23 protein-coding genes and 2 riboswitches are annotated in these 26,205 nt (G+C 66.4%); of the genes, 8 read left to right on the top strand and 15 right to left on the bottom strand.

Annotation, left to right across the window (positions count from 1 at the left end; translation table 11 throughout):
- From V6M49_RS02590 to V6M49_RS02545, 10 genes are all read right to left on the bottom strand, one after another.
- On the bottom strand, window positions 1–2,445 hold a 2,445-nt coding region (locus V6M49_RS02590; RefSeq protein WP_332759897.1), incomplete at its 3' end, for an alpha-mannosidase.
- A gap of 139 nt (window positions 2,446–2,584) precedes the next feature.
- Window positions 2,585–3,496, bottom strand: a complete 912-nt coding sequence (gene fdhD / locus V6M49_RS02585; RefSeq protein WP_332759895.1) for a formate dehydrogenase accessory sulfurtransferase FdhD — start codon at window positions 3,494–3,496, stop codon at window positions 2,585–2,587.
- Window positions 3,497–3,622: 126 nt separating this feature from the next.
- Complete coding sequence (locus tag V6M49_RS02580) at window positions 3,623–5,059, bottom strand: molybdopterin molybdotransferase MoeA (protein WP_442959690.1); 1,437 nt, start codon at window positions 5,057–5,059, stop codon at window positions 3,623–3,625.
- Window positions 5,025–5,318 (bottom strand): DUF6457 domain-containing protein, encoded by a 294-nt coding sequence (locus V6M49_RS02575; RefSeq protein ID WP_056346664.1) that lies wholly within the window; start codon window positions 5,316–5,318, stop codon window positions 5,025–5,027. Before V6M49_RS02575 ends, V6M49_RS02580 begins: the two co-directional genes overlap by 35 nt.
- Window positions 5,315–6,025, bottom strand: coding sequence for a molybdenum cofactor guanylyltransferase (gene mobA / locus V6M49_RS02570; protein ID WP_332759892.1), 711 nt, complete (start codon window positions 6,023–6,025; stop codon window positions 5,315–5,317). The genes V6M49_RS02575 and mobA overlap by 4 nt, the downstream gene beginning before the upstream one ends.
- 92 nt (window positions 6,026–6,117) lie before the next feature.
- Window positions 6,118–6,618: an HNH endonuclease gene (locus tag V6M49_RS02565; protein WP_141139561.1), complete on the bottom strand. Its 501-nt coding sequence runs from the start codon at window positions 6,616–6,618 to the stop codon at window positions 6,118–6,120.
- A 236-nt stretch (window positions 6,619–6,854) separates the two neighbouring features.
- Entirely contained in the window at window positions 6,855–7,601 is a 747-nt protein-coding gene (locus tag V6M49_RS02560; protein WP_141139560.1) for an NlpC/P60 family protein, read from the bottom strand.
- A gap of 171 nt (window positions 7,602–7,772) precedes the next feature.
- A complete protein-coding gene (locus V6M49_RS02555; RefSeq protein ID WP_141141965.1) occupies window positions 7,773–8,447 on the bottom strand; it encodes a C40 family peptidase in 675 nt (224 codons plus the stop codon).
- Between the two features lie 70 nt (window positions 8,448–8,517).
- Window positions 8,518–8,680, bottom strand: a riboswitch (cyclic di-AMP (ydaO/yuaA leader).
- Window positions 8,681–8,828: 148 nt separating this feature from the next.
- Window positions 8,829–9,653, bottom strand: coding sequence for a M23 family metallopeptidase (locus V6M49_RS02550; protein WP_141139559.1), 825 nt, complete (start codon window positions 9,651–9,653; stop codon window positions 8,829–8,831).
- A gap of 3 nt (window positions 9,654–9,656) precedes the next feature.
- A riboswitch (cyclic di-AMP (ydaO/yuaA leader) is annotated at window positions 9,657–9,875 on the bottom strand.
- 166 nt (window positions 9,876–10,041) lie between these two features.
- Window positions 10,042–10,737 (bottom strand): metal-dependent transcriptional regulator, encoded by a 696-nt coding sequence (locus V6M49_RS02545; RefSeq protein WP_058929975.1) that lies wholly within the window; start codon window positions 10,735–10,737, stop codon window positions 10,042–10,044.
- A gap of 277 nt (window positions 10,738–11,014) precedes the next feature.
- Between V6M49_RS02545 and serC the strand changes: the two genes are divergently transcribed.
- Window positions 11,015–12,145, top strand: a complete 1,131-nt coding sequence (gene serC / locus V6M49_RS02540) for a phosphoserine transaminase (protein WP_332759884.1) — start codon at window positions 11,015–11,017, stop codon at window positions 12,143–12,145.
- An 83-nt stretch (window positions 12,146–12,228) separates the two neighbouring features.
- On the opposite strand, the gene V6M49_RS02535 is transcribed toward serC, so the two are convergent.
- Genes V6M49_RS02535 through V6M49_RS02525 form a run of 3 tightly spaced genes read right to left on the bottom strand, consistent with a single transcriptional unit; the run spans window position 12,229 to window position 14,547 of the window.
- Entirely contained in the window at window positions 12,229–13,563 is a 1,335-nt protein-coding gene (locus V6M49_RS02535; protein WP_141139558.1) for an MFS transporter, read from the bottom strand.
- Between the two features lie 45 nt (window positions 13,564–13,608).
- The gene (locus V6M49_RS02530; RefSeq protein ID WP_332759882.1) at window positions 13,609–14,154 is read right to left on the bottom strand and encodes a DUF3027 domain-containing protein; all 546 of its coding nucleotides are present in this window, start codon (window positions 14,152–14,154) and stop codon (window positions 13,609–13,611) included.
- 9 nt (window positions 14,155–14,163) lie between these two features.
- Window positions 14,164–14,547, bottom strand: a complete 384-nt coding sequence (locus V6M49_RS02525; RefSeq protein WP_018776003.1) for a cold-shock protein — start codon at window positions 14,545–14,547, stop codon at window positions 14,164–14,166.
- Between the two features lie 246 nt (window positions 14,548–14,793).
- On the opposite strand from V6M49_RS02525, the gene V6M49_RS02520 reads away from it, so the two are divergent.
- The 6 genes from V6M49_RS02520 (at window position 14,794) to V6M49_RS02495 (ending at window position 21,956) form a co-directional block, all read left to right on the top strand.
- Window positions 14,794–15,027 carry a hypothetical protein gene (locus tag V6M49_RS02520; protein ID WP_058932785.1) on the top strand — a complete coding sequence of 78 codons (234 nt, stop codon included), beginning with the start codon at window positions 14,794–14,796 and terminating at the stop codon, window positions 15,025–15,027.
- Window positions 15,028–15,037: 10 nt separating this feature from the next.
- On the top strand, window positions 15,038–17,527 hold the full coding sequence (locus V6M49_RS02515; RefSeq protein ID WP_141139556.1) for a helicase-associated domain-containing protein: 2,490 nt from the start codon (window positions 15,038–15,040) through the stop codon (window positions 17,525–17,527).
- Between the two features lie 13 nt (window positions 17,528–17,540).
- Window positions 17,541–19,184, top strand: a complete 1,644-nt coding sequence (locus V6M49_RS02510; RefSeq protein WP_332759880.1) for a DNA repair helicase XPB — start codon at window positions 17,541–17,543, stop codon at window positions 19,182–19,184.
- 114 nt (window positions 19,185–19,298) lie between these two features.
- On the top strand, window positions 19,299–20,009 hold the full coding sequence (locus V6M49_RS02505) for a response regulator transcription factor (protein WP_058929981.1): 711 nt from the start codon (window positions 19,299–19,301) through the stop codon (window positions 20,007–20,009).
- A 2-nt stretch (window positions 20,010–20,011) separates the two neighbouring features.
- Window positions 20,012–21,559 (top strand): sensor histidine kinase, encoded by a 1,548-nt coding sequence (locus V6M49_RS02500; protein ID WP_332759873.1) that lies wholly within the window; start codon window positions 20,012–20,014, stop codon window positions 21,557–21,559.
- 109 nt (window positions 21,560–21,668) lie between these two features.
- Window positions 21,669–21,956, top strand: coding sequence for a WXG100 family type VII secretion target (locus tag V6M49_RS02495; protein ID WP_056347304.1), 288 nt, complete (start codon window positions 21,669–21,671; stop codon window positions 21,954–21,956).
- 20 nt (window positions 21,957–21,976) lie between these two features.
- Here V6M49_RS02495 and V6M49_RS02490 read toward each other — a convergent pair whose 3' ends face one another.
- Complete coding sequence (locus V6M49_RS02490; protein ID WP_332759869.1) at window positions 21,977–23,044, bottom strand: ribonuclease HI family protein; 1,068 nt, start codon at window positions 23,042–23,044, stop codon at window positions 21,977–21,979.
- Window positions 23,045–23,254: 210 nt separating this feature from the next.
- Between V6M49_RS02490 and V6M49_RS02485 the strand changes: the two genes are divergently transcribed.
- On the top strand, window positions 23,255–24,565 hold the full coding sequence (locus V6M49_RS02485; RefSeq protein ID WP_141139553.1) for an ABC transporter substrate-binding protein: 1,311 nt from the start codon (window positions 23,255–23,257) through the stop codon (window positions 24,563–24,565).
- Between the two features lie 76 nt (window positions 24,566–24,641).
- On the opposite strand, the gene groL is transcribed toward V6M49_RS02485, so the two are convergent.
- Window positions 24,642–26,205: chaperonin GroEL (gene groL / locus V6M49_RS02480; protein ID WP_332759867.1), on the bottom strand; the 1,564-nt coding region annotated here is incomplete at its 5' end.

Below are 26,205 nucleotides of genomic sequence, written 5' to 3'. Positions count from 1 at the left end.
CGAGGTGTTGACATGGGTGGGGCGGAAGACATGGCCGAACTGGGTCTCCGAGGCGGAGCGGTCCGCCCTGACGTCCAGCGGGAAGCCCAGCTTGAGCAGCTTCTCGCTCTCCTGCCACTCAACTGACGTGGTGATGGTGAGGGAGCCGCTGCCGGCGTCCAGCGTGATCCGCTGGGTGAGCGGTGACGAGCCGGCAACCCGGTCCACCACCACAGCAGCACTGGTCCCGGCGCGCTCCACCCGAATGGCCTGCGCCGCTGTGAGGGCGGTGACGTTGCGGCGGTAGAACTCATCGATGTCCCAGGCGTCCCACTCGTTGGGCGTGTCCCGGTGCAGTTCCAGCAGGTTGCCGCGCGCTCCGGGAGCGATGGCTTCGCGTCCCGTGGCGTAGTCGGTGAGGGAGGCCAGCAGGCCATCGGCATCCAGTACGGCCCGGATGATGCCGTTGTCCAGCACGTAACCGCCATTCAGAGCGGTGGCCTGCACCGGCTGGCCGGACGGCGAAAGCTCTGCGGCAGCCAGGGCCGGAACGCCGTTGCGCGCGTGCGGTGCGGCGTTGAGCAGGAAGGTCCGCGATCCCTCGCCGAGGAGCGCGGCCGCTGCCTGCGCTATAAGGTTTTCGAGGCTGGCACTGATCGCGGCGTAATTACGTTCCGCGTCCTGGTGGACCCAGGCGATGGAGCTGCCGGGCAGGATGTCGTGGAACTGCTGCAGGAGCACCAGCCGCCAGAGCCGCTTCAGCTCCGCCGCCGGGTACTCGAAGGAGCCGGCGCCGCGGACAGCAGCGGTGGTGCACCAGAGCTCGGCCTCGCGGAGCAGGTGTTCGCTGCGCCGGTTGCCGCGTTTGGTCTGGGCCTGGCTGGTGTACGTGCCGCGGTGGAGTTCCAGGTACATCTCCCCCACCCAGACAGGCAGGGAGGAATACTCTTCCTCCGCCTGGGTAAAGAAACTCTCGGCGGAACCCACGCGGACCTTGGGCGAGCCTTCGAGGTTGGCGGTGCGGCTGGCAGCAGCCAGCATTTCCCGCGTAGGCCCGCCGCCGCCGTCGCCGTAGCCGAACGGGACGAGCGAGGTGTTGCCGCGCCCGTGGTCGCGGAAGTTCCGCTCGGCGTGCGCCAGTTCGCGTCCGCTGAGCTCGGCGTTGTAGGTGTCAACGGGCGGGAAGTGCGTGAACAGCCGGGTTCCGTCGATGCCTTCCCAGTTGAAGGTGTGGTGCGGCATGCGGTTGACCTGGTTCCACGAGATCTTCTGCGTGAGGAACCAGCGGCTGCCGGCCGCCTTGACGATCTGCGGCAAGGCCGCCGAGTAGCCGAAGGAATCCGGGAGCCATGCTTCGCGGCATTCGACGCCGAACTCGTCGAGGAAGAAGTTCTTGCCCTCAATGAACTGCCGGGCCATGGCCTCACCGCCGGGCATGTTGGTGTCCGACTCGACCCACATGCCGCCCACCGGAACGAACTGCCCGGCCTTGACCTTCTCCCGGATCCGGCTGAAAAGCTCGGGGTAGGACTCCTTCATCCAGGCGAGCTGCTGGGCTGAGGAGCAAGAGAACACAAAGCCCGGATCCTCATCCATCAGCGCCACCACGTTGGAGAACGTCCGGGCACATTTGCGGATGGTTTCACGCACCGGCCAGAGCCAGGCGGAGTCGATGTGGGCGTGGCCCGTAGCCACCAATTGATGGGCGGAAGCGTAGGCGGGCCTGGACAGGACCTCAGCCAGGGTTGCCCGCCCGGCTGCGGCGGTGCCCGGGACGTCGTCGGGATCCATCTGGTCCATCATGCGCTCCAGCGCACGGAGGATCTCATGGCGCCGCGGCTGCTCCGGGGAGAGTTCGTGCATCAGCCCGGCGAGGGTCCAGATGTCCTGCTGGAGTTCCCAGACTGTCTGGTTGAGTTCGGCGATGGCGATCCTGCCCAGCCGGTACTGCGGCGCCGTGCCTGCTGTTGCCTTATCCCCGTACGGTGTGGCGGCGAACGTCCAGCCCTGTGCCATGTCCGGGTTGGCGGCCGCTTCAACGTAGAAGTCAACGGACATGCCGCTGCCCAGGAGTTTCAGGGGAATGTACTGGTTCCGGGGCGAAATAGCCTTGATGATGGTGCCGTCCGGGCGCCAGGCGATTCCCTCGCACTGGAATCCGGGGGCTTCGTTGATGAAGCCAAGGTCCACTACGATTTCGACGGCGGTGTCCGGGCCGGTGCCCCAGGCCTCCGGGACGTCGCCCTGCAGGCGCAGCCACTTGGTCCCCCACGGCTTGCCCCAGGCAGCACCGTGTTCCTGCGGCTCGAAGCGATTCCGCAGTGCATCCATCACGGACACCGGTTCGCCGGGTGCATCCCAGCTGCTCAGGTTCAGCGGAACGGTGCGGGCGTAAACGCCGGGAATGATCCGCTCGCGGACAAACCGGTCCAGGCGGACTTCGGTGATCCGGCGGTCGTCATGCAATGTAAACCCTCTTAGGTGCTTGAACTGGAGTACTCGAATCCGGACCAAACGCGTCCAATCGATGGATAAAATCTACCGGCTGGTAGCTCAATAGCCAAGCGTCACCGGAAATCTTCGCCGAAGTGTGCTGGCGCCGTTTTTATCCCGGCGCGTTCGCGCATAACCCTGCCGTGTCCTCCCCGGGAACCGGCGCGGCGGGCAGCGTAATCCTGCCCTGTCCAGCGTAAATATTCAGGCTGGTGCCCCGGCTGAATCCTGCCAGGGTCATGCCGCTGGCCTCCGCCAGCTCCACAGCAAGGCTCGACGGCGCACTCACCGCCGCCAGCACGGGAATGCCCGCTAACGCTGCCTTCTGGACGAGTTCAAACGATGCGCGGCCCGAGACCTGCAGGACCAGCCCTGCGAGCGGAAGCAACCGCTCCCGCAGGGCCCAGCCCACCACCTTGTCCACGGCGTTGTGGCGCCCCACATCCTCGCGCAGGCACAAAAGCTGCACGCCGCCGTCGTCCGTTATGCGGAAGAGGCCCGCTGCGTGCACTCCGCCGGTGACGTCAAAAACGTCCTGCGCTTCGCGGAGCCGCCCGGGCAGGGATGCCAGCACATGGGCGGGCACGGTCAATGGATCCGCCGCCGGGCTGAAATGGGAGGACTTGCGCACTGCCTCGATCGAGTCCGTGCCGCAGATACCGCAGGAGCTGGACGTGAAGACGTTCCGACCCTTCGCAGGGAGTTCGACGTCGGGCCGCAGCTGGGCTTCCACCACATTGAACGTCTGGACGCCGTCTTCGTCCTCGCCGGCGCAGAACCGCAACGACACCAGCTGCTCCGGAGCCCAGATGATCCCCTCGGACACCAGGAAGCCGGCCACCAGGTCAAAGTCGTCCCCGGGCGTCCGCATGGTCACCGAGAATGACAGTGCACCGATCCGGATTTCCAGCGGCTCTTCGACGGCGAGGACGTCCTCGCGGTGGCGGACCGGGAACTCAAGGGCATTGGGCGAGCCATCCAAGACATACTTGTGCACCTTGCGGCGCTGCGTCACGCGCCCCATCAGCGAACCGCCAGACTGTCTTGAAGGGCCCCGTGGACGTTCCGGACCTGCCGGCTGGCGCTGTTCATAAGTCCATCATTGCACCACTGGCCGGGCTGTGGCGTACGTGGTTCCGCAGCACGGCGCCTACCCCAGCAGGGCACTCCAGTCCACCGGACCGGCGGGCTTCGCAGCGTCCTTGCCAGCTGCCCGGGTGGCCGGCTTAGCGGCGGGCCGGCCCTTGGGCTTGGTACCCGGCTGCGCGGGCGCGGGCACCGGCGGCCCCCACGGCAAAGCGAACGCCGGGACTGGTTCGCCCAGCTGCACGCCATGCGGCGGAACAACCATCACACCGTGCGCCGACGCCAGTCCGCGCATCATCCCGGGACCCGTGTGCTTGGCCGGTGAAGCCATCCCGTACAGCAGCCGGAAGGGCATCAGCCTGGTCCGGCCCGGCTCAGGCTCGATGGTGGTCCCGCACGGGACCTCCTGCACCGGCGGCATGGTGCCGTGGCCCAGCGCCGCCAGCAGCGGTTCGCCCACCGTGGACAGTGCCATCATGGCGGCCAGCGGGTTTCCGGGGAGCCCCAGGACAAAGCGACCGTCGGGGAGCTCGGCCAGGACAGCCGGATGGCCGGGGCGCATGGCGATGCCGTCGATGACCAGCCGCCCGCCCAGTTCCGCCACAGCCCGGCGGAGGTGGTCGGTGTCCGAGACGCCAGTACCTCCGGTGGTGATCACGACGTCGGCAGGCAGCGCGGAGGGGTCCGGCACCTCGGGCGGGAGGTCGGCCAGGCCGTCCAGCCACTCAGCGTAGGAATCGCCGATCCGCTCCTGGCCGCCGTTAATACCGCCGAGCATTTCCACAACGGCCGCGAGCTGCGGACCGAAGGTGTCCCGAACCTGTCCGGGGACCGGCAGCCCGTGGGCCACAACTTCGGAGCCGGTCAGCAGGAGCTTAACCACCGGCTTGCCCTGGACCAGCAGGTCATCGTGCCCGGCCAGGGCCGCGACCGCCAGATGGGCCGGGTTCAGTGTTACGCCGGCCTTGACCAGCACCTCTCCCGCGGCGGCTTCCTCGCCGGCCTTCCTGATGTGCTGGCCGTTCCCGGGCTCGCCGGGGCGGGCGGCGCCGCCGGTCATCAACAGCGGCAGGCCGTCGTCGTCCGTTCCAAGCACGGCACTTTCGCTGCGCAGGACCGCTTTGGCGCCGGGCGGGATCAGTCCGCCGGTGACGATGGGGCTGGCCTGGTGGGGTGCCAGCCGCAGGCCTGCGTCTGCCACGATCCACGGACCGCTGCCGTTGACGGCCCATCCGTCCATCGCAGACGACGCGTAGTGCGGCATGTCGTGCAACGCGGTGATGTCTTCGGCCAGGACCCTGCCCAGGGCCTGGCCCAGGGGAACCCGGCCCGGCGGAATTGGCGTGGCGATATCAAAAGCGGCCTTGCGCGCCTCTTCCCAGGTGTGGGCCAGGTGCTTTGCCGGGGCTGTCTGCTGCTCGGGATTTTCGGATACGTCGCCGGGGGCGGCGGTCACTGAACGGGAGTCATTCGACGGGGGTCCCGGCGGATTCGGCGTCATAGTCAGCAGCCAGGGTGCGGGCACGGTCCATGGCAGCGGTCATGGCGGCGGCGTTGGTGGCCTGCCCTGCTCCCGCAGCCAGGCCGGCGGCGAAACCGGCAATAAAGGTGGTGAGCGGGGCGGCGGGGCGGACCACTGAGTGGGCTGCCACGCCGGCCAGCGACAGGATGGTGTTGACGTCGATCTGGACGTCCTCCAGTTCATACGCCTGGAGCAAGGACCTGCACCATTCTTCCAGCGTCTCTTCCTGGCTTTTCACGCTCTGCCTCCCAAATCGTCTGCGGCAGTGTTGCCCCGGAACCCGGCTAGGGGATCCGGACCGGCCACTCCAAGTGCGGCGGCATCGTCCCAGGTGTCCACGTCTGCCGTGGAGCCAGCCGGAACGGCGACAAGCTGCACGTCCAGACTAGCAAGGAGTGCCCTCACCGAACCGTTGATTAAGCGTCCGGTGCTTTCCAGTTCCGCCACGGAACGTTGTAGCGCGACCGTGCTATAAAAACCGACCAGCGGCTGACGGCGGCCATCCTCCGAGACGGCCACCACGCCGTCCGGTGCCAAGCCCGCGGGCGCTCCGGCAGCGGGTCCTCGCGCACGCAACGCAGCCTTCAGCGCCGCCACCGCCTGCCCCACGTTGGGCATGTCGCAGGCCAGCACCAGCGTCAGCCCGGGGCGGCTGCCACCCGCCGCGGACAGGGCCGCAAGCCCGGCCGCGATAGCAGCCGCGGGACCGCTAAAGGGGGGTTCTTCGCGGCAGCGGAGAAATCCGGCAGGGATTTCGCCGGCCGGCACCTCCCCGGTGTCCGGACCAACCACGACGGCGGCCCGGGCTCCCCTCGCAGCGGCGGCGGAGCGACGCAGCAGGGAGTCGCCGTCGTACGTCAGACTCTGCTTGGGCACGCCACCGAGCCGCGACGAACGGCCGCCGGCGAGGATGACGGCATCGAAGTCGAGGGGGTCAGCGTCCACCCTCCCAGCTTAACCGCGCAGGCAGGAATACTGCGCCGGGCTGGAACTACCGCGCGGACCGGAACAAGGCAGCCCGGAACAAGGCGGCCCGCTCAGGCAGCCCGCTCAGGCAGCAGGAACGGATCCCAGTCCGGCGTGGGCTTCTCAAGTTCCTTGATCTGCCAGATGGTGCCATGCGGCGGTTCCGGATCAAACCTGAGCTTCCAGCCCATTTCAGCCGGGGTGTGATCGCCCTTGGTGTTATTGCAGCGGAGGCACGCGGCCACCAGGTTCTCCCAGGAGTCGGCGCCGCCACGCGACTTGGGCTGCACATGGTCGATGGTGTGGGCCCCTTTGCCGCAATACGCGCAGCGGTGTCCGTCCCGCCGCAGGACGCCGCGGCGGCTGACAGCGGTGCCCTGGTTGTATCTGGGGCGGATGTAGCGGTTCAGGAGAATCACGGACGGGCGGCCCAAAATCTCCTGAGGCCCCACCACAGGGTCATCGCCCTCGGCAATAACACTGGCCTTGCCCGTGAGCACAAGCACCAGCGCCCGGCGGAAGGTGACTACCGCCAGCGGTTCATATCCAGCATTCAGAACGAGAGTGCGCATGCACGTACCTCTTTGTGGCCGCACCCGTCAGGGGCACGAGGGCCGGCTGCCCCCGGCATATCCGGGCTATGGATCGACACCACAAGAGTAAACAAAGAATCCCGGGATCAGCTAATCCCGGAAGTAACCGGGGTCACGTGTCGGGCCTGGGCGGCTGTCCGGATCGGTACGACAGGCCGGAGACAGCAAAGGACCCCCGCCGTGAGGCGGGGGTCCTTTGAACACTGAAGCTGCTGCTAGGACACGCGGATGAAGACCGGTCCTGAGCCAACATTGGCGCTGAATACAACGGTCTGGTTGCCGTTGTAACCGCCGTGGACTGCCTGACCGTTGCCGGCGTATACGGCGATGTGGGCCATGCCCGCGCCGCCGTCGGCGTAGTAGATCAGATCGCCGGGCTGGGCCTCGGCGGCGCTCACGGTCTTACCCAGGGACAGGTAGCCGGCGGGCCAGCCGTGGTAGTTGATGCCCACGGCGGCCAGGGCGTTGGTCACCAGCATGGTGCAGTCCTGGCTGACGCCGAGCTGTGCGTAAGCAGCGGACAGGATGGCAGCACCCTTGCCGCTGGCGGCGACCGGAGCCGAGGGAGCAGCCGGAGTGGCCGACGCTACCGTGATGGTTGCCGCGGCCTTGGCCGGAGCCGGAGCTTCAACAACCGGCTCGGGAGCCTCAACCGGAGCGGGCGTGGTGGTCACGGCCGGCTTCTCGTAGGAGATGGCAATGGTGGAAGCAGCGGAAATGATGGCCGGAGCGGAAACCTCAGCCTCAAGGTTCGAAGCGGAAGCACCTTCGTGCTGGACTCCGGTGTCTGCCGCGTTCGCGGCGATACCACTGGTCAGGACAAGGCCGGAAGCAGCAGCGATAACCGCAGCCTGGCGGCCCATGCCGCCGGCGTTGTCGCCGACAGCCTTGGCAATGACAGCCAGCGAGTTGGTCTTGGTGACCTCGGCGCGGTGCCGTGCAACAGTTGCACGTGTAGTCATTAATTTCTCTCTTTCGTTTTCCTCAGGACCGCGTAGGCAGTCCAAGGGCGTTGGAGGCGCCGGCATCTTGGGGGTACGCCGGCACATCCCGAACGGGGATTTAGCGAAAAGTCTCCAGCGAAGAATCGGTTCCGGCAGCACAGGGCTGCAGGAACTGCTGGATTGCAGGAACTACGGGGCCAGCGTGAAGAAGGATCCGCCGCCCGTGGATGCCACGGAGTGGAGCAGCGTGCCCTGTGACGGGTTCAGTGCGCTGATCATCATGCCGTTGCCGACGTAAATGCCAACGTGGGCGCCGCCATTCTGCATGACCAGGTCACCGGGAGCCGGTGTGGCGGTGGGCCGCATGGCCGTCCAGGCATTGGTGCGGGGAATGCTGATGCCGGCCTGGGCGTAGACCCACTGCGTGAAGCCGGAGCAGTCCCAGCCGTTGGGAGTGGTGCCGCCCCAGAGGTAGGGGTGACCGATACCGGTGTAGGCAAGTGCTGCCAGACCCGAAGCAGCAGCAGAGGAGACAGTGTCAGCGAGCTTGGAGGCCGCGGCCTCGGTTGCGGCAGCACCCTGAGCCCCGGTTTCGGAAGCCGTGGACTGCGCGCGGACCCTCTCAACCTTCGGCGCCGGCGTCGTCTTGATGACGGGGCGTTCGAAGGAAACGGTAGCCGTGGGCGCGGCAGTGACGGCAAGTGCCGTCTGCGCGGAACCGGACTCGGTAGAGGCGGAAACGCCGGCGGTGGAATCCGCGGCGTTGGCCGGAAGCCCCATGCTCAGGATCAGACCTGATGCAGCTGCGATAACAGCAGCCTGGCGACCTACGGTCCCGGCATTGGCACTGACGGCCTTGGACACGGAGCCCAAGGGGTTAGTGCGAACCGGTTGTGCGCGGTGACGCGCAGAAGTATGGCGTGAAGACACGAAGGTAGCCTCTCCCAATGCCTGCGAGGTGAGCTGTCGGATTCGGATGGGAGTCACCCGGCCGCGCTGCTTCACAGTGGAAGCTTTGCGACTTAACCCCAAGGCCTTCAGAATCGAAGACCAAAATTGGTTCCCCCGCCCCTGCCAGACGATGTCATGCGAACGGACCTTGAGCGGTGGCAGAGCTAGGCAATCCACTCAAGAACGTCAACTTCGGAAAAGTTGACGCGCTTTAGACGTTACAGGAGTTCCGAGCCAATGTCACATTCAGGTCACGGCATGTTGCTACGATTCGAGAGTTGGCCATCATTTGGGTCAGAGCCAGCCGGTGGGGTCGACGACTTCGCCATTGATCTGGACCTCGAAGTGGAGGTGGCAGCCCGTGGACGCGCCCGTGGTGCCGCTGAGGGCAACCACGTCGCCGCGGCTGACCGTCTGGCCTACCTTGACGCTGGCGGAGGAGAGGTGGTTGTAGGTGGTTTCAAGGCCATTGCCGTGATCCACCACCACGCGGTTGCCACCGCCGTACTGGTGCCAGCCAACGAAGGTCACGGTGCCGCTGGCAGCGGCCATGACGGAGGTTCCGCACTGTGCCACGTAGTCCTGGCCGCGGTGGAAGTCGCCGGAGCCGCCGGTGATGGGACTGACCCGGAACCCGAAGGGTGAGGCCGTAACCAGCTGGGCCAGCGGCGAGCCAAGGCTTCCGGCAGAGGCGGCGCGGGTAATGGATCCCGCGGACTGGGCGCTCAACAGCTGCTTCAGCTTGCCGTCGGGATCACCCTGGGTCACCACGGACGAGCGGCTGAAATCAATTTGGGCGGCGGCTTCGGCGGTCACTTCGGGCTGCGGAGCAGCGGAAACGGCTAATGCAGCCTGGCCGGGTGCCGGAGTGGCCATCACGGGGCCGGTCACAGGAACCGTCACAGTGAGAGCCAGGCCTGTTGCTGCCAGGGCGATGCCGGCCTTCTGGCCGAGGCCACTGGCGGCGGCGAAATCCGTCATCTGCCGGAAGGGTCCCCGGCGGCGGCGGGCTTCCCGCTGTGGGTCGCGGGGCCTCTCCGCGCTGAAATCCTCGGCCACTCTGGGCGCCGAGGCGGGACCCACCGCGCGACGGCGGCCCCTGGAGTATTGCGTGGTCAAGAATGTTCCTCTCTGGGTAGCCTGCGAAGTTAGCTGTCGGATTCGGGTCAGAGAGTTCAAAGACCCGGTCCGCCGTGACAAGCACTTGGCGCAGAGATATCCCGTGAGGATCCTTCGCTGGAAGAGGCTTGCTGCTGACGGACTTAACCCCAAGGCAGTCTTACGACTGCCGGTTGTGGTTCCCCCGCCTCTGCCAGTTGGTGACTGATGCACCTGATCCGCTGGCAGAGCTCGGCTCCGGATCAGGTAACGCTTTTGTATCGACGCTGAGTTTCAACTATAGGTGATTAACTTGGACAGTAACAATTCCGTTACCTTTGCGGAACCTTGCGTCGCTGCGCTATGGAACGGCCCCACGCGCGGCCCCACACGGCGGACCGCCTTCCCGTCAGCTGACGGAAACGAAGACGTGGGATGCCACTTCCGGGGGCAGCTCGAGCGCCCCTTCGATTCCCGGAACGCGCACCGAAATGTACTCCCCTACGCGCTCCAGGGACACCGTGGCACCGGGCCTGATCCCGCCTTCATCCAACTGGACCAGCAGCTCAGGTTCCACCTGGATGGGCTCAGCCAGCCGGCTGACTGTCACGTTCGACGCTGGCCCGTAGCCCTGCATCGCATCCAGGAGATTAATCACACCGGCGTCTGGGAGCGCGGGCGCCGGCCCGCCCAGGGCGGCCAGCCCGGGGATGGGGTTGCCGTACGGAGACTCGGTGGGGTGGTTGAGCAATTCGTAGATGCGCTGCTCTACGCGTTCGCTCATCACATGCTCCCAGCGGCACGCTTCATCGTGGACATAGGCCCAGTCCAGGCCAATCACATCCGCCAGGAGCCGTTCCGCGAGCCTGTGCTTGCGCATCACTTCCGTAGCGCGTTTCCGCCCGGCTTCCGTGAGCTCCAGGTGGCGGTCTCCGGAGACCACGACCAGTCCGTCGCGTTCCATCCGGCCGATGGTTTGGGACACCGTGGGTCCGGAATGCCGCAGCCGTTCGGCGATGCGTGCGCGAAGAGCAACGATGTTCTCTTCTTCAAGCTCCAAAATGGTCCGAAGATACATCTCCGTAGTATCGATCAGATCCGTCATCCAGCTCAGCTCCTCGAGCGCAGTACCTTGCGTTGTCCCACCGTATCGCGTCCCGCTCAGCGGCGAGGTCCGCTAAAAAGCTTAGCCTATTTTGAATTTGTCTGGATAATGCCCGGGCGGAGACAAAGAGTCTCATTGGCCGGACTATGACGGCCCCGGTTCCCCGCCCAATCGAGGGTTCAGGCAGAATAAGGGAGGTCCTTATGCAGTCACCGCCGACTACCGGCCACCCCACCGCCCGGACGTGAGCCACGTCCATGCCGAAATTGGAGCCCCCGTGAGCGAAACCAGCATCACTATTCCCGCCGACCTCCTGCCAAAGGATGGACGGTTCGGCGCAGGACCCTCCAAGGTCAGGCCGGAGCAGCTCGAAGCGCTCTCAGCGGCGTCCAAGACCATCCTGGGCACCTCCCACCGCCAGGCTCCGGTCAAGAACCTCGTGGGCTCCGTCCGTGAAGGCCTCAGCCAGTTCTTCCGCGCCCCCGAAGGCTACGAAGTGGTCCTCGGCGTCGGCGGCTCCACCGCTTTCTGGGACGTCGCCAGCTTCGGCCTGGTGGAAAAGAAGGCCCAGCACCTGTCCTTCGGCGAGTTCGGCTCCAAATTCGCCTCAGCCACCAACAAGGCCCCGTTCCTGGACGCCTCCTCCATCATCAAGTCCGAGCCCGGCACGCGCCCGGTATCGGCCGCCGAGGCTGGCGTGGATGTCTACGCCTGGCCGCAGAACGAAACCTCCACGGGTGTCGCGGCTCCGGTCAAGCGCGTCGCGGGCGCCGACGCCGGTTCCCTGGTCCTGGTGGACGCCACCTCCGCAGCCGGCGGCCTGGACGTGGACGTCTCCGAGGCCGATGTCTACTACTTCGCCCCGCAGAAGAACTTCGCGTCCGACGGCGGCCTGTGGCTGGGGCTCTTCTCCCCCGCCGCGCTGGAACGCGCCGCCCGGGTCAAGGCCAGCGGCCGCTGGATCCCCGATTTCCTGGACCTCCAGACCGCCATCGACAACTCCAAGCTGAACCAGACGTACAACACGCCGTCGCTCTCCACCCTGGTGACCCTCGACGCGCAGGTGCAGTGGCTGAACGCCAACGGCGGCCTGGACTTCGCGTCCGCCCGCACCGCTGACTCCGCCGGCCGGATCTACTCCTGGGCCGAGGCCTCCGAGTACGCCACCCCGTTCGTGGCCAAGCCGGAGGACCGTTCCAACGTCATCGCCACCATCGACTTCGACGACTCGATCGACGCCGCCGCGATCGCCAAGGTGCTCCGCGCCAACGGGATCGTGGACACCGAGCCGTACCGCAAGCTGGGCCGCAACCAGCTCCGGATCGCCACGTTTGTGGCCATCGAGCCGGCTGACGTCTCCGCGCTGCTGGCAAGCATCGACTACGTCGTGGGCGAGCTGCGCAAGTAGCTCACCCGCGCGAACGGACACTTGGGGCCCAGGAACCGGGGCCCCAAGTGTCCGTTCGCGCTGTCTTGTGGTGAGGCCACTTGTCAGCGTCCGACGGCGTCGTCCGGGTTTTCGTCCGGGGCGGCGCCGTTGACGTTGTCCCCCGGTTGTTGGACGCCCAGGTGGGAGACGACGCCGAAGTACCGGAGGCCACGGGCGCGCCGGTTGAAGGTGAGCCGGAGCCGCTGGGCGCGGATGATCCAGATCATTCCGATCACGGCGGCGATGATCCCGGAGGCGGCCGCAACGGAAAGCGACCACCGGGGGCCGGCGACGTTGGCCACCCATCCCACCAACGGCGCGCCGATGGGTGTGCCGCCCATAAAGATGGCCATGTACAGGGCCATGACCCTGCCCCGCATGACAGGATCGGTGGTGGTCTGGACGTAGCCGTTGGCACTGGTCATCATGGTGATTGCGAACAGGCCCACGGGCACCAGCGCCACGCCGAACCAGAAGTAGTCCGGGGCAAGCGCGGCCAGTCCCGAGGTCACCCCAAAGGCAGCCGCCGCGCCGAAGATCATCCGCAAACGGGGTTTGCCGCGGCCGGCGGAGAGCAGCGCGCCCGCCACGGAACCGATGGCCATGATGGAATTCATGAGCCCAAAGGCGCTGGCGTCCAGCCCGAATTCCGTGCCCACCATCGCGGCGATGAACAGCACGAAGTTAAGGCCGAGTGTTCCCACGATGAACACGGCCACCAGGACCACCACAATGTCCGGCCGGAACCGCACATAGCGCAGCCCCTCCCGGATGCGGCCCTTGCCCGGAGCCGCCCGGGGAAGCTGGCGCAGTGACGCCGTCGGAATCTTCCACAGGCTCAGGAGCATGGCCAGGAACGTGAAGGTGTTGATCAGGAACACCCAGCCGGGACCTACCGCTACGGTGAGGACGCCGGCCACGGCGGGCCCGATCATCCGGGCGACATTGAAGGAGGCGCTGTTCAGGGCCACGGCGTTGGGCAGGTAGTCGTCCCGCACCAGTTCAGAAACAAAGGTCTGCCGTACCGGGGCGTCGAGGGCGGAGACCATGCCCAGCAGCAGGGCGAAGCCGTAGACGTGCCACAGCTGGCCGGCGCCGACCACCACGAGGATGCCCAGGCCGGTGCTCAGAAGGGCCATCATTGACTGGGTGATGATGAGCAGCTGCCGGCGGCTGTACCGGTCCGCCACGAGGCCGGCGACCGGCGCCAGGAAGAGCTGCGGCCCCAGCTGCAGCGCCATGGTGATCCCCATGGCCCCGGCGTCGTGATCGGTGAGGTGGTCAAACACCAGCCAGTCCTGGGCCGTCCGCTGCATCCAGGTTCCGATGTTGGAAACCAGTGCGCCGAGGAACCAGATCCGGTAGTTGAGGATGTGCAGGGATTTGAAGGTGGACATCAGTGCCGGCCTTCTTGGTTCTCAACCCTGCGCATTGGCAACTGCTTAGTCAGCCTCGCCGGCGGGGTCGTCGTCTTCGGATTCTTCGTCCCGGTCCTCGGACCCGGGAGTGTCAGCCTCGGCGTGCGAAGTGTCCGGCTCCGCAGCCGAAGCAACAGCTGCGCGCGGCTCGTCTTCCTCTGCGGCCTGTGCGTCCTCGGGGCGGACACGCTCGGCCCACGGCACCCACTCCGGGGAGAGGATGGAGTCCTCCGACGGCAGGAGGCCAAGCTCGCTGACCGTGACCACCTTGGAGCGGGAGTTCCTGGTCAGGACCGCGTACCACTGCCAGCCGTGGTAGCCGGCCATTCTTGATTCGAAGAGGTGGGTGACCAGGCGGTCGCCCTCACTTTTGGCAGCCAGGTGCGCACCGATGTCCGACGCCGCCGCGATCCCTTCGATGGCGGTTCGCGCCTCGCCAACGGCAGCGGCGAGGAAGGCATCCGGCTTTCCGGTGCGCCACACGGGCACGCCTGCGCGGCGCTTGGCCTCGGCTTTGGCGCCTACTTTCTCCGCTGTTGTGGTGTCCGGCTGTTCAGCGTCCGCGTTCATGGCCAAGACCTAAACGTCCAGCTCGTCGGCAACCTTACGCAGGGCAGCCGCGATGGCTTTGCCCTTGTTGCCTTCCGGGTACTTGCCCGCGGACAGGGTTCCGGAGAGGTTGTCCAGCACGCTGACGAGGTCCTGGACCAGCGGCGCGAGGTCCCGGGCGCTGGGCCGCTTGGCCTTGGCGATGGACGGCGTCTTGTCCAGGACGCGCAGGCCCAGGGCCTGTGCACCCTTGCGGCCGTCGGCAACTCCGAACTCAACCCGGGTGCCGGCCTTCAGTTCCGTGATGCCTTCGGGCAGCGCTGATTTGGGCAGGAAGACTTCCTGGCCGTCCTCGCCTGCGAGGAATCCGAAACCTTTTTCCTTGTCATACCACTTGACCTTGCCGGTAGGCACGTAATCAACCTTCTTCGTTCTGACGTCTTCTGACACGGCCGGCAGTCACCGCATCCGCACTGATGTGCGGGTTCAGGGTATGACAGCGACGGACCGTGTTGGTCTGTTCTTCAAGGTTATCCTGCCGGGGGCCGGAATCCTGCTTTCACGCACCCTTCGTCCTGCCGCCTGCCTGCGGCTGTGTGCCCGCCGCTCACGGCCGCCTGTGGCGCCACCACCGGCCGACCGGCTGTTAGCGTTGCCTGCATGACACCCTCGCGATACCGGCGCCCACTGATGATCTGCGCAGCGGTTGTTGCCATGCTTTCCCTCGTGGCGGTGGGAGCCGTCATGGCACTGGCCTTCGCAGGTTCCGCTGCTCCGGCCTGGGTCACTGCCACTGCCCTGTACGGCTTGCCTGTGGCGTTCCTGCTGATGCTTTTCCTGGTGCTGGACAGCGTGGCGGGCCGGCGCCGGGCAGGAAAGTCCGGCGGGCGGTAACGTTGGACTGATGTCCCTTATTCGCGCGCTCAGCAAAGAACTGGAAGCACGCAGCGATGACTCGTTGCGGGCGCTCTTTGCAGCGCGGCCGGACCTTATGTCCCCCGCCGTTCCTGACTTTGCCGCCCTGGCCGCGCGGGCAAGTGCGCGGGTCAGCGTCCAGCGTGCGCTCGAGCGGCTTAACCGGCCACAGATGCAGGTGCTGGAAACGCTGCATCTGTGTACCAACACGGACACCGAACACAGCGCCTCGGCGGCGGGCATCCGGAAACTCATTGCAGGGTCCACGGTGGCGGCGCTGGAACGCATCCTGGCCTCGCTCCAGGAACTGGCTTTGGTGCACCGGGCCGAGCCGCCCCATGGAACGGCGGTTTCGGGCCACCGCCAGCGCTACTACCTGCCGGTGGGAAGCCTCAAGGACGTGGTGGGAATCTATCCCGCGGGGCTGGGGCGCAGCTACACCGAGCTGGTAAGGCTCCAGCCCGCGTTTGCCCAGCGGGCAGTCCAGCTCGTTGCCGAGCTGCGCCGCAGCGGCGTCTCCATCCAGAACGCCACCACCCCCATGGAGGCCGCCCTCGCGCTGCAGCATTGGACATCCTCGCCCGAGGCACTCGGCGAGGCTTTGGCCGGAGCCCCGGAACGCACGACGGCGCTGCTCGCCAAATTCCGCAACTGGGCCATGGGTGCCGTCCCCCAGGCGCAACGGAAAGCGTCGGTCTCGAACCAGGGCGCCGACGTCGGGCCCGTTGACTGGCTCCTGGCCCGGGGCCTGCTGGTCCCCCTGGACGCCGCACACGTGGAACTGCCGCACAGCGTGGGCCTGTCACTGCGCGGCGGGGCCATCATCAATGACTTCTCCCTGTCCCCGCCGGTTCCGGAGCTGGGCAGCACCACCGCTGCGCTTCGCCGGAACGCTGCGCTGGGCGCCATCGCCGAAACCCTGCGGCTGGTGGGTGACCTCCTCCACGCCGTCCGCGAACAGCCGCTGGCCACGCTGCGCAGCGGCGGCGTAGGTGTCCGGGAAATGAAGCGGCTTGCCGAGACTCTTCGCATCGACCAGCACCGGGCGGGCCTGCTGCTGGAGCTCAGCGCCCTCGCTGGCCTGTTGCGCCTCGATGTGGACTCGTCCTCGTGGGTGCAGCCCCCGCAGCTGGAGTGGCTGGCCCTCCCCCGCCAGGAGCAGTGGCTGTGGCTGGTCAATGCCTGGCTCGCGAGCGAGCGTGTGCCTTCACTGGTGGGTCAGCCCGCCAACGGCCCCAGCGGCGTTCCCGCCGCACACCGCGCCCTGGCCGGGAACACCGTTAATGCCCTTTCGGCAGAGGCGCAGAGGCCGGACGCCCCCGTGGTCAGGAAGAGGATCCTGGAAATCCTGGAGGAACTCACCCAGGAGGCTGCCGCTGCGGACGGCACGGCACCGGTCCTGGATGCTGCGGCCGTCCTCCAGCGGGCTGAATGGACGCAGCCGCGGATGGCCCGGCGGTTCAGTTCCCTGATCAGGGGTGTGCTCGCGGAAGCGGAGCTGCTCGGACTGATCGGCTCCGGTGCGTTGAGCCAGCTGGGCAGCGCCATTGCCGAAGACAACCCCGACGAAGCCTTGGGCATCCTGGGCGAGCATCTGCCTGCGGCACTGAACCACGTCCTGCTTCAGGCGGACCTGACCGCAGTTGCCCCGGGCTACCTGGCTCCGGAGCTGGCCGAAAAACTACTGGTGATGGCCGACGCCGAGGGGCACGGGCCCGCCACTATCTACCGGTTCTCCGCCAACTCGGTCCGGCGGGCGCTGGACGCCGGGCATGACGCCTCGAGCCTGCTGGAGTTCCTGCGTGAGCATTCGGCCACGGCCGTGCCCCAGCCCTTGGAATACTTGGTGGAGGACACCGCGTCCCGGCACGGCCGGCTCCGGGTGGGAATGGCCGCCAGCTTTATCCAAAGCGATGATGAGGCAACGGTGCTGGAGCTGGCGGCGGAGTCCAAAGCGGCCGGCCTGGGGCTGGCCCGCATTGCGCCGACGGTCCTGATCTCCACCGCTCCGCCGCGGGAGACAGCCCAGGTCCTGCGCGGACTGGGCCTCTCGCCGTCGGTGGACCAGGCCGAGCCCGGAGTGGTCCGGCTCCGCCGCACCAACAATGTTCACGGCAGCGCCCGCCCCGTCTACACGGCGCCGCGGACCGCACCCGCAGAGGACGACGTCGCCGCGCAGCTGGCCGTCCTGCGGAACAGGCGGGCTGAAGCCTCCGGAAACCACGCAGGCCCCGTGGCTGGTTCCGGCGAAGCTGCGACCCAGCTTGGGCTGGAGACGCTGCAACGGGCTATCCGGCTCAAGCAGCGCGTGAGCATGAACGTGGTGGACAGCCAGGGGAATTCCTGCATGGAGACAGTTGTTCCCCTTTCTGTAAACGGCGGACGCGTCAGGGTCTTTGATCCTGCCAAGGAAACCGAGCGCGTGCTCTCCATCCACCGCATTATCGACATTGAGGCCGCGGAAGAACTGCGCCAGTGAAGGACTCCCCCGCGTGAACGACGGCCCGCTGATCGTCCAAAGTGATAAAACCATCCTGCTCGAGGTGGACCACGAACTGGCCACCGAAGCGCGCCACGCCATCGCCCCCTTCGCCGAGCTGGAACGAGCCCCGGAGCACATGCACAGCTACCGGCTGACGCCCCTGGGCCTGTGGAACGCACGCGCCGCCGGCCTGGACGCCGAGAAGGTCCTGGACACGCTGCTCAAATACTCGCGGTTCCCCGTGCCGCATTCGCTGCTGATCGACGTCGAAGAGACCATGTCCCGGTACGGGCGGCTGCGGCTGGAGAAGGACCCGCAGCACGGCCTGGTGATGCGCACGGACGACTACCCGGTGTTGGAGGAGGTCATCCGGGCCAAAAAGATCCAGCCCCTGCTGGGGCCGCGGATCGACGGCGAAACCATTGTGGTCCACTCCTCACAGCGCGGCCAGCTCAAGCAGCTGCTCCTGAAAATCGGGTGGCCGGCGGAGGATCTGGCCGGCTACGTGGACGGCACACCCCACCTGATCGCCCTGAACGAGAACGGCTGGAAGCTCCGCCCGTACCAGCAGCTCGCCACCGAGAATTTCTGGGCCGGCGGCAGCGGCGTGGTGGTGCTGCCCTGCGGGGCCGGGAAGACGCTGGTGGGTGCCGCGGCCATGGCCACGAGCTCCACCACAACCCTCATCCTGGTCACCAACACGGTGGCGGCCCGGCAGTGGAAGGACGAGCTGCTCAAGCGGACGTCCCTGACGGAGGACGAAATCGGCGAGTACTCGGGCGCGGTCAAAGAGGTCCGCCCGGTCACCATCGCCACGTACCAGGTCCTCACCACCAAACGCGGCGGCCTGTACCCGCACCTGGAGCTGGTGGACGGCCACGACTGGGGCCTGATCATCTATGACGAAGTGCACCTCCTGCCGGCGCCGATCTTCCGGATGACCGCGGACCTGCAGGCCCGCCGCCGGCTGGGCCTCACCGCCACCCTGGTCCGCGAGGACGGCCGCGAAGGCGAGGTCTTCAGCCTCATTGGGCCCAAACGGTACGACGCGCCCTGGAAGGACATCGAAGCCCAGGGCTACATCGCCCCCGCGGACTGTGTGGAGGTCCGCATTGACCTGCCCCGGGACGAACGCGTGGCCTATGCCATGGCCGAGGACGCGGACAAGTACCGGCTGTGCGCCACGTCCGAGTCCAAGACCCTGATCGTGGAACAGCTGGTGGCCCGGCACCAGGGCGAGCAGCTGCTGGTGATCGGGCAATACATTGACCAGCTGGACGAGATCGGCGAGCGCCTGCAGGCTCCCGTCATCAAGGGCGATACGTCCGTCAAGGAACGGCAGAAGCTCTTCGATGCATTCCGGGCCGGCGACGTGAACACGCTGGTGGTTTCCAAGGTGGCCAACTTCTCCATCGACCTGCCCGAGGCCTCGGTGGCCATCCAGGTCTCCGGTTCCTTTGGGTCGAGGCAGGAGGAAGCCCAGCGGCTGGGCCGGTTGCTCCGCCCCAAGAAGGACGGCCGGGCGGCCCGCTTCTACTCGCTGGTGGCCCGGGACACCCTGGACCAGGATTTCGCGGCCAAGCGACAGCGCTTCCTGGCAGAGCAGGGCTATGCCTACCGGATCATGGACGCCAAGGATGTCGGCGCCATCTAACGGTCACCCGGTGTTCCTGTCCGGCGATGGGGATGGCCATGCCACGGCGGGCTCCCCATGGAACACCCACCATCCATCCAGAAAACTCACAGTTTCTGGGAGCATGATGGGAGCATGAAGAAGACCGGCCCAGAAGCCAAGCTGCTAGTTGTTGATGACGAACCCAACATCCGCGAGCTGCTGTCCACCTCGCTCCGCTTCGCAGGCTTCGAGGTGGTCTCTGCCGCCAACGGCCGTGACGCGCTGGCCGCCGCCGAGCTCCACGCGCCCGATCTGGCGGTGCTGGACGTGATGCTGCCGGACATGGATGGCTTCACCGTCACCCGCAAGCTGCGGGCCTCGGGTAAGCACTTTCCGGTCCTTTTCCTCACGGCGAAGGACGACACGGAGGACAAGGTCACCGGCCTCACAGTAGGCGGGGATGACTACGTCACCAAGCCGTTCAGCCTGGACGAGGTAGTGGCCCGCATCCGTGCCGTCCTGCGCCGCACGCAGCCCCTGCTCGACGACGACGCCGTGATCCGGGTGGACGACCTGGAGCTCGACGACGACGCCCACGAAGTGCGCCGCGGCGGCACCGTGATCGAACTGTCCCCCACGGAATTCAAGCTCCTCCGGTACCTCATGCTGAACCCCAACCGGGTGCTGTCGAAATCCCAGATCCTGGACCACGTCTGGGAGTACAACTTCAACGGCGACGCCTCGATCGTGGAGTCCTACATCTCCTACCTCCGGCGCAAGGTGGACATTGATCCGGACGCACCGGCACTGATCCAGACCAAACGCGGAGTCGGCTACGTGCTCCGGACGGCAGAGAAGCGCTGACCTTGCTGCAGCGGTGGAAATCGGCCTCGTTGAGGTCCCAGCTGGTGGCCATGATCATGGCACTGCTGATTGTTGCGCTGACCTCAACCGGCGCCGGCACCCTCACGCTGCTGCACAGCTACCTCCAGGGGCAGGTGGATGACAAGCTGTACGCCGCCGTCGACCTCGCCAGCAAGCAGCGCTCGTTCACCCAGCTGCAGGCACCCAACCCGATGGTCCCCACTGACTACTCGCTGATCCTTTACACCCCTGGTGAGAGCCCCCAGCTGTTGGGCGGCGATCCGGATGAGCGCCCGGACATCGCAACCATCTCCGTCCAGGACGCCCAGGACAAGGGCGCGCGTCCTTACCAGGTGCGCGGCACGGACGGCCAGAACTGGCGGGTGGTCGCGGTGACCGTGCTCTATATCGGCCAACCCGCCGTTGTTGTCATCGGCTTGCCGCTGCAAAGCGTCGACGATGTCCTCAAGCACGCCACCCTGGTGGTCACCGGCGTCGGCCTGCTCACCCTGCTGCTGGCCTCCCTGATCGCCAGCTGGACCGTGTCCCGGTCATTCCGTCCGCTGGCCAAGGTGGAAAAGACCGCAGCCGCCATCGCCGCGGGCGACCTTTCCAGGCGTGTGGACGTCGAAAATCCCAGCACTGAAGTGGGGCGGCTCGGCAGCTCGCTGAACGCCATGCTGGCGCATATCGAGACGGCCTTCGCCGCCCGGACAGCCTCCGAAGGCAGAATGCGCCGGTTCGCGGCCGACGCCTCCCACGAGCTGCGTACCCCGCTCGTGACCATCAGGGGTTTCTCCGAGCTCTACCGCCATGGCGCGCTGGCCGCCGATGAGGACGTGGCCACGGCCATGGGGCGGATCGAAAGCGAAGCCAAACGGATGGGCTCTATGGTGGAGGACCTCCTCCTGCTGGCGCGCCTGGACGAACAGCGCCCGCTCCAGCAAAAGCCCGTGGACCTGCAGCTCATTGCCCACGATGCGGTGGTGGACACGCAAGCAAGCGACCGCTCGCGCCCCATCTCCCTGACCGGCCTTGGTGACGATCCGGCCGCCCCCGCGCCGGTGCTCGGTGACGAAGCAAAACTGCGGCAGGTGGTGGGGAACCTCGTGGGGAACGCCCTGCGCTACACACCGGACGGCAGCCCGATCGAACTAGCCGTCGGGGTCCGGACCTCCGACGGCGGGCAGCCGCTCGCCGTGATCGAGGTCCGTGACCACGGCCCTGGCATCTCCGAAGAGGACGCGTCCAAGGTGTTCGAGCGTTTCTACCGCGCGGACACGTCCCGGACGCGCGAGACCGGCGGCAGCGGCCTGGGGCTCGCGATTGTCGCGGCCATCGTGGGATCGCACGGCGGGTCCGTCAGGGTGGAAAAGACCGACGGCGGCGGGGCCACGCTCGTGGTCAGCCTGCCCGTCCGGGACGACGCCACCGATGAGGCTCACGCCGGCGATGACCACCTGGGGGAAGTCCACCCGGGCGCAGCGGCCACGCAGGATGGCGATCCCCTGGACGGAGGCCGCGGAGATGGCAAGGTTATCCACATATAGCCATGGAGCGTGGCGTGCGGGCAGTGCCCGTCCGTAGGCTCGCACTAGTGGCCCGGAGCAGCCGGGCGGGCAGCACATGCTGTCCCACTACTTCGAGAGGCAGCAAGCCATGAGCATCATTTCCGTCGACACCGAACTCCTTCAGCTGAAGTCGGCCAACGTCAAAGCAACCGTGGACCGGATCAGCTCAGACGTCCAGGCCATGAAGCGCGGCCTGGACGAACTGCAGTCCACCTGGCGGGGCTCGGCTGCCAACAACTTCCAGGCTCTGGTGACCGAGTGGACACTCACCCAGGGCAAAGTGGAGGCGTCGCTGGCATCCATCAACATGGCCCTGGCATCAGCAGCGTCCACCTACGCCCAGGCCGAGCAGGGCAACACGCAGCGCTTCAGCTGAGTCCGCGGCCGAAATGGCTTCTACGCCTCCGGCGTCCCCTGGCGGAATCGGAGCCGCCATCTGTTGCCGTCCAAGACCCACAGTGAGCTATGGAGAGCCGTGCCTGAGCGCGAGTAGCTTCGGCACGTCAGCAGGATCGCGCTGGTGCCGATGCGGTCCGCACCCAGGATCTCCAGTTCAGTGTGCTGCCCCGGTTCCTCTTCCAATGCCATCATCGTGGCGTCCCGGGTCCATACCCTGCCCGAGGTTCCAATCTCCATAAAGTCAGGGTGCAGGAGGACGCCGGTGCGGCCGATGTCGCCACGGATGTCGGGGCCCGACAACTCGCGTTCGAGGGCCTCGACGATCGCTTCGGGGCTCATCTCGGCCCCGGCGGACTCCGACGGGATGAAGGAGTCGCTCTCCAGCTCACTGAAGAGGTCCGGCTCCTCGTAGGGGCCTTGGTTGAAAAGGTCCTGGCCGTACGAGCCCTGACCGTCGGAGCCAGCACCGCCGGCTGTGGTGGCGGCCTGAAGGCTGGCTGCAGCGGCTGCAGTGGCGGCGCCGGGGCTGGTCAGTGCGGCGCCTGCCCCAGGGCTGACGGCAACCCGGCTATCAGCTGCTGGGCCAACCGCTGCCGGGGCTCCCGCGAAACCCGGGCCTGAACGCGCTGCCACACCCTGCTGGTACGCGGTGGCGGCCGCACGCGCGCGGACATCGGCTGCCTCATTGAGGTCGTGGCCTGCGTGGCCCTTGACCCATTCGAACGTGTATTTCCGGCCGGCGATTTCCCGGTCAAGTTCCTTGAGCAGCTCAACGTTCAGGACGGGTTTGCCGTCGGCCTTCCGCCAGCCCTTGCGTTTCCAGCCCGGCATCCACTTTGTGATGGAGTTGATCACGTACTGGCTGTCGCACAGGACCCTCAGGTCCTCCTCCGGGACGTGGGCGGTGGCACGGAACAGATCCAGGACGGCCATCAGCTCGCCCTGGTTGTTGGTGCCGTGCGGCCATCCCCCGGCGCGCCAGCAGTCGTCGTTCACATACCAGGCCCAACCGGCCGGGCCGGGATTTCCTAAAGCCGAACCGTCGGCCGCTGCAGTAATTGTCACTTAACCATCCTGCCAGACAGCGCCGACAACCGGTTCAGCCAGCGTTCGGGAAACCGCTTACCGAAAAGCCTTGACGCCGAAGTCGAAGCGCGGCAGAATCGGAATCCTGGCCGGGAAAGCGCTTTCTCCGTCGAAGCTTCCCCACCGGCACCGACGCCGTCACGGGACACGCGCGGGGTGGACCTCCACCCTTTTGAGGAAGGCACATCAATGAAGATTCGGGCCATTAGCCGCAGGAGATTCCAGTTCGGCGCAGTCGCCGTCGCTCTCTCACTGCTCGCCACAGGCTGCGGTGCACCCGCCGGCTCCAGCGAAAACAGCGAAGTCACCCTGCGGTTCGCGTGGTGGGGCAATGAGTACCTCAACGCGCAAACAGAGAGAGTCATCGACGCGTTCGAGGCGGAACATCCCAACATCAAGATCGAATCCGAGCCGGGCGAATGGGCCAGCTACTGGGACAAACTGGCCACCACGACCGCTGCCAATGACGCACCGGATGTCATCCAGATGGACCAGAAATACATCGCCGAGTACGGTGGCCGCGGGGCGCTGCTGGACCTGGCCAAACAGGGCGGGATCGACACCTCCAAGCTGGACAAGGAATCACTGGCGTCCGGCCACTACGACAACGCACAGTACGGGCTGAGCACCGGGAAGAACGCTTACGTCATCATGGCAAACACCAAGGTCTTTGAGGCAGCAAACGTGCCCTTCCCCGACGACACCACCTGGACCTGGGACGACTTCATGGACACCGCCGCGAAACTCAGCGCGGCCGGTGACGGGAAGAGCTACGGCGCAGCCTATGGCAGCAACGAGGCGGACCTCATCATCTGGCTTCGGCAGCACGGCGAGAACCTCTACTCCCAGGACGGAAAACTGGACTTCGACACCGCTACGGCCGCTTCGTTCTGGGAACGGCTGAAGGAACAGCGCGATTCCCAGGCGAGCCCGCCGGCCACGGTGGCCACCGAGGACTCCGGCGCAGGCCTTGAGGAGAGCCTGTTCGGCACCAACCGGGTAGGCATGGCCTGGTGGTGGACTAACCAGCTGGGATCGCTGGAAACCACCACGGGCAGCAGCATCAAGATGCTCCGCGCCCCCAGCACCGACGGGAAGTCTGCGGACAACGGCATGTACTACAAGCCCACCATGTTCTGGTCCGCGTCCTCACGGTCGAAGCACCCGGAAGCCGCCGCGACCTTCATCAATTACCTGGCCAACAGCCCCGCGGCAGGCGCCATCCTGATGACAGACCGCGGAGTCCCCAGCAACTCTGAGATCGTCGAGGGCATCACACCGGCGCTCAAGCCGGCAGACACCACTGTGGTGGCCTTCCTGAAGGACATTGCGCCGGACATCGCCGACGCACCTCCCGTCCCGCCGGTGGGTGCCGGCAGCGTCCAGAACGTCATCAAGCGGTTCACCGACGAAGTCCTGTACGACCGGCTGACTCCGCAGGCGGCCGCCGACGCGTTCAAGAAGGAAGTCGAAGGTATGCTGGCCACGGCCCGCAAGTAGCGCACACAAATGCGGCCCCCTCCAGTGGAGGGGGCCGCATTATGGTTTGCGCGGAACGTAGTCCGGGCGCTGGGGACTAGAAGCCGCCCATGCCGCCCATGTCGTCGCCGCCACCCATGGCCGGAGCGTTCTTCTCCGGCTTGTCGGCCACAACGGCCTCGGTGGTGAGGAACAGACCGGCAATGGACGCCGCGTTCTGCAGGGCAGAGCGGGTTACCTTGACGGGGTCGTTGATGCCGGCAGCCAGCAGGTCGACGTATTCGCCGGTTGCTGCGTTCAGGCCGTGGCCTGCAGGCAGGCCGCGGACCTTGTCGACAACAACGCCAGGCTCGAGGCCGGCGTTGAAGGCGATCTGCTTCAGCGGGGCGTCGATGGCAACGCGGACGATGTTCGCACCCGTTGCTTCGTCACCGGTCAGGTTCAGGTTCGCGAACGCCTTGGCGCCGGCCTGGATCAGCGCAACGCCGCCACCGGCGACGATGCCTTCTTCAACAGCAGCCTTCGCGTTGCGGACAGCGTCCTCAATGCGGTGCTTGCGTTCCTTGAGCTCAACCTCGGTTGCGGCACCGGCCTTGATGACTGCAACGCCGCCGGCCAGCTTGGCCAGGCGTTCCTGCAGCTTCTCGCGGTCGTAGTCCGAATCGGAGTTTTCGATCTCGGCACGGATCTGGGAAACGCGGCCAGCGATCTGGTCGGCGTCGCCGGCACCTTCAACGATGGTGGTCTCGTCCTTGGTGACAACAACCTTGCGGGCGCGTCCCAGGAGTTCCAGTCCGGCGGTCTCCAGCTTGAGTCCGACTTCCTCGGCGATGACCTGGCCACCGGTGAGTACAGCGATGTCGGCCAGCTGAGCCTTGCGGCGGTCACCGAAGCCCGGAGCCTTGACGGCAACGGACTTGAAGGTGCCACGGATCTTGTTGACGATCAGGGTGGCCAGGGCCTCGCCCTCGATGTCCTCGGCAATGATCAGCAGCGGCTTGTTGGACTGCATGACCTTTTCCAGGACAGCAACCAGTTCCTTGACGTTGGAGATCTTGGAGTTGACGATCAGGATGTACGGGTCCTCAAGGACCGTTTCCTGGCGCTCGGTATCGGTAACGAAGTACGCGGAGATGTAACCCTTGTCGAAGCGCATGCCTTCGGTGAGCTCGAGCTCCAGGCCGAAGGTGTTGGACTCCTCGACGGTGATGACGCCTTCTTTGCCCACCTTGTCCAGGGCTTCAGCGATCAGGGCGCCAATTTCGTCGTCACCGGCGGAGATGGAGGCAGTAGCCGCAATCTCTTCCTTGGTTTCGATTTCCTTGGCAGAGGCCAGCAGCTCAACCGTGACGGCCGCTACGGCCTTCTCGATACCGCGCTTGAGGGACAGCGGGTCAGCGCCGGCCGCGACGTTGCGCAAGCCTTCCTTGACCAGGGCCTGCGCGAGCACGGTAGCCGTGGTGGTGCCGTCGCCAGCGACGTCGTCCGTCTTCTTGGCAACTTCCTTGACCAGCTCGGCGCCGATCTTTTCGTAAGGGTCGTCCAGCTCGATCTCCTTGGCGATGGAAACACCATCGTTGGTGATCGTGGGGGCGCCCCACTTCTTTTCGAGGACGACGTTGCGTCCACGCGGGCCGAGGGTGACCTTGACGGCGTCGGCG

The organism is Pseudarthrobacter sp. (assembly GCF_036675385.1).
GTDB lineage: Bacteria > Actinomycetota > Actinomycetes > Actinomycetales > Micrococcaceae > Arthrobacter.
This window is presented reverse-complemented; position numbering and strand designations above follow the sequence as displayed.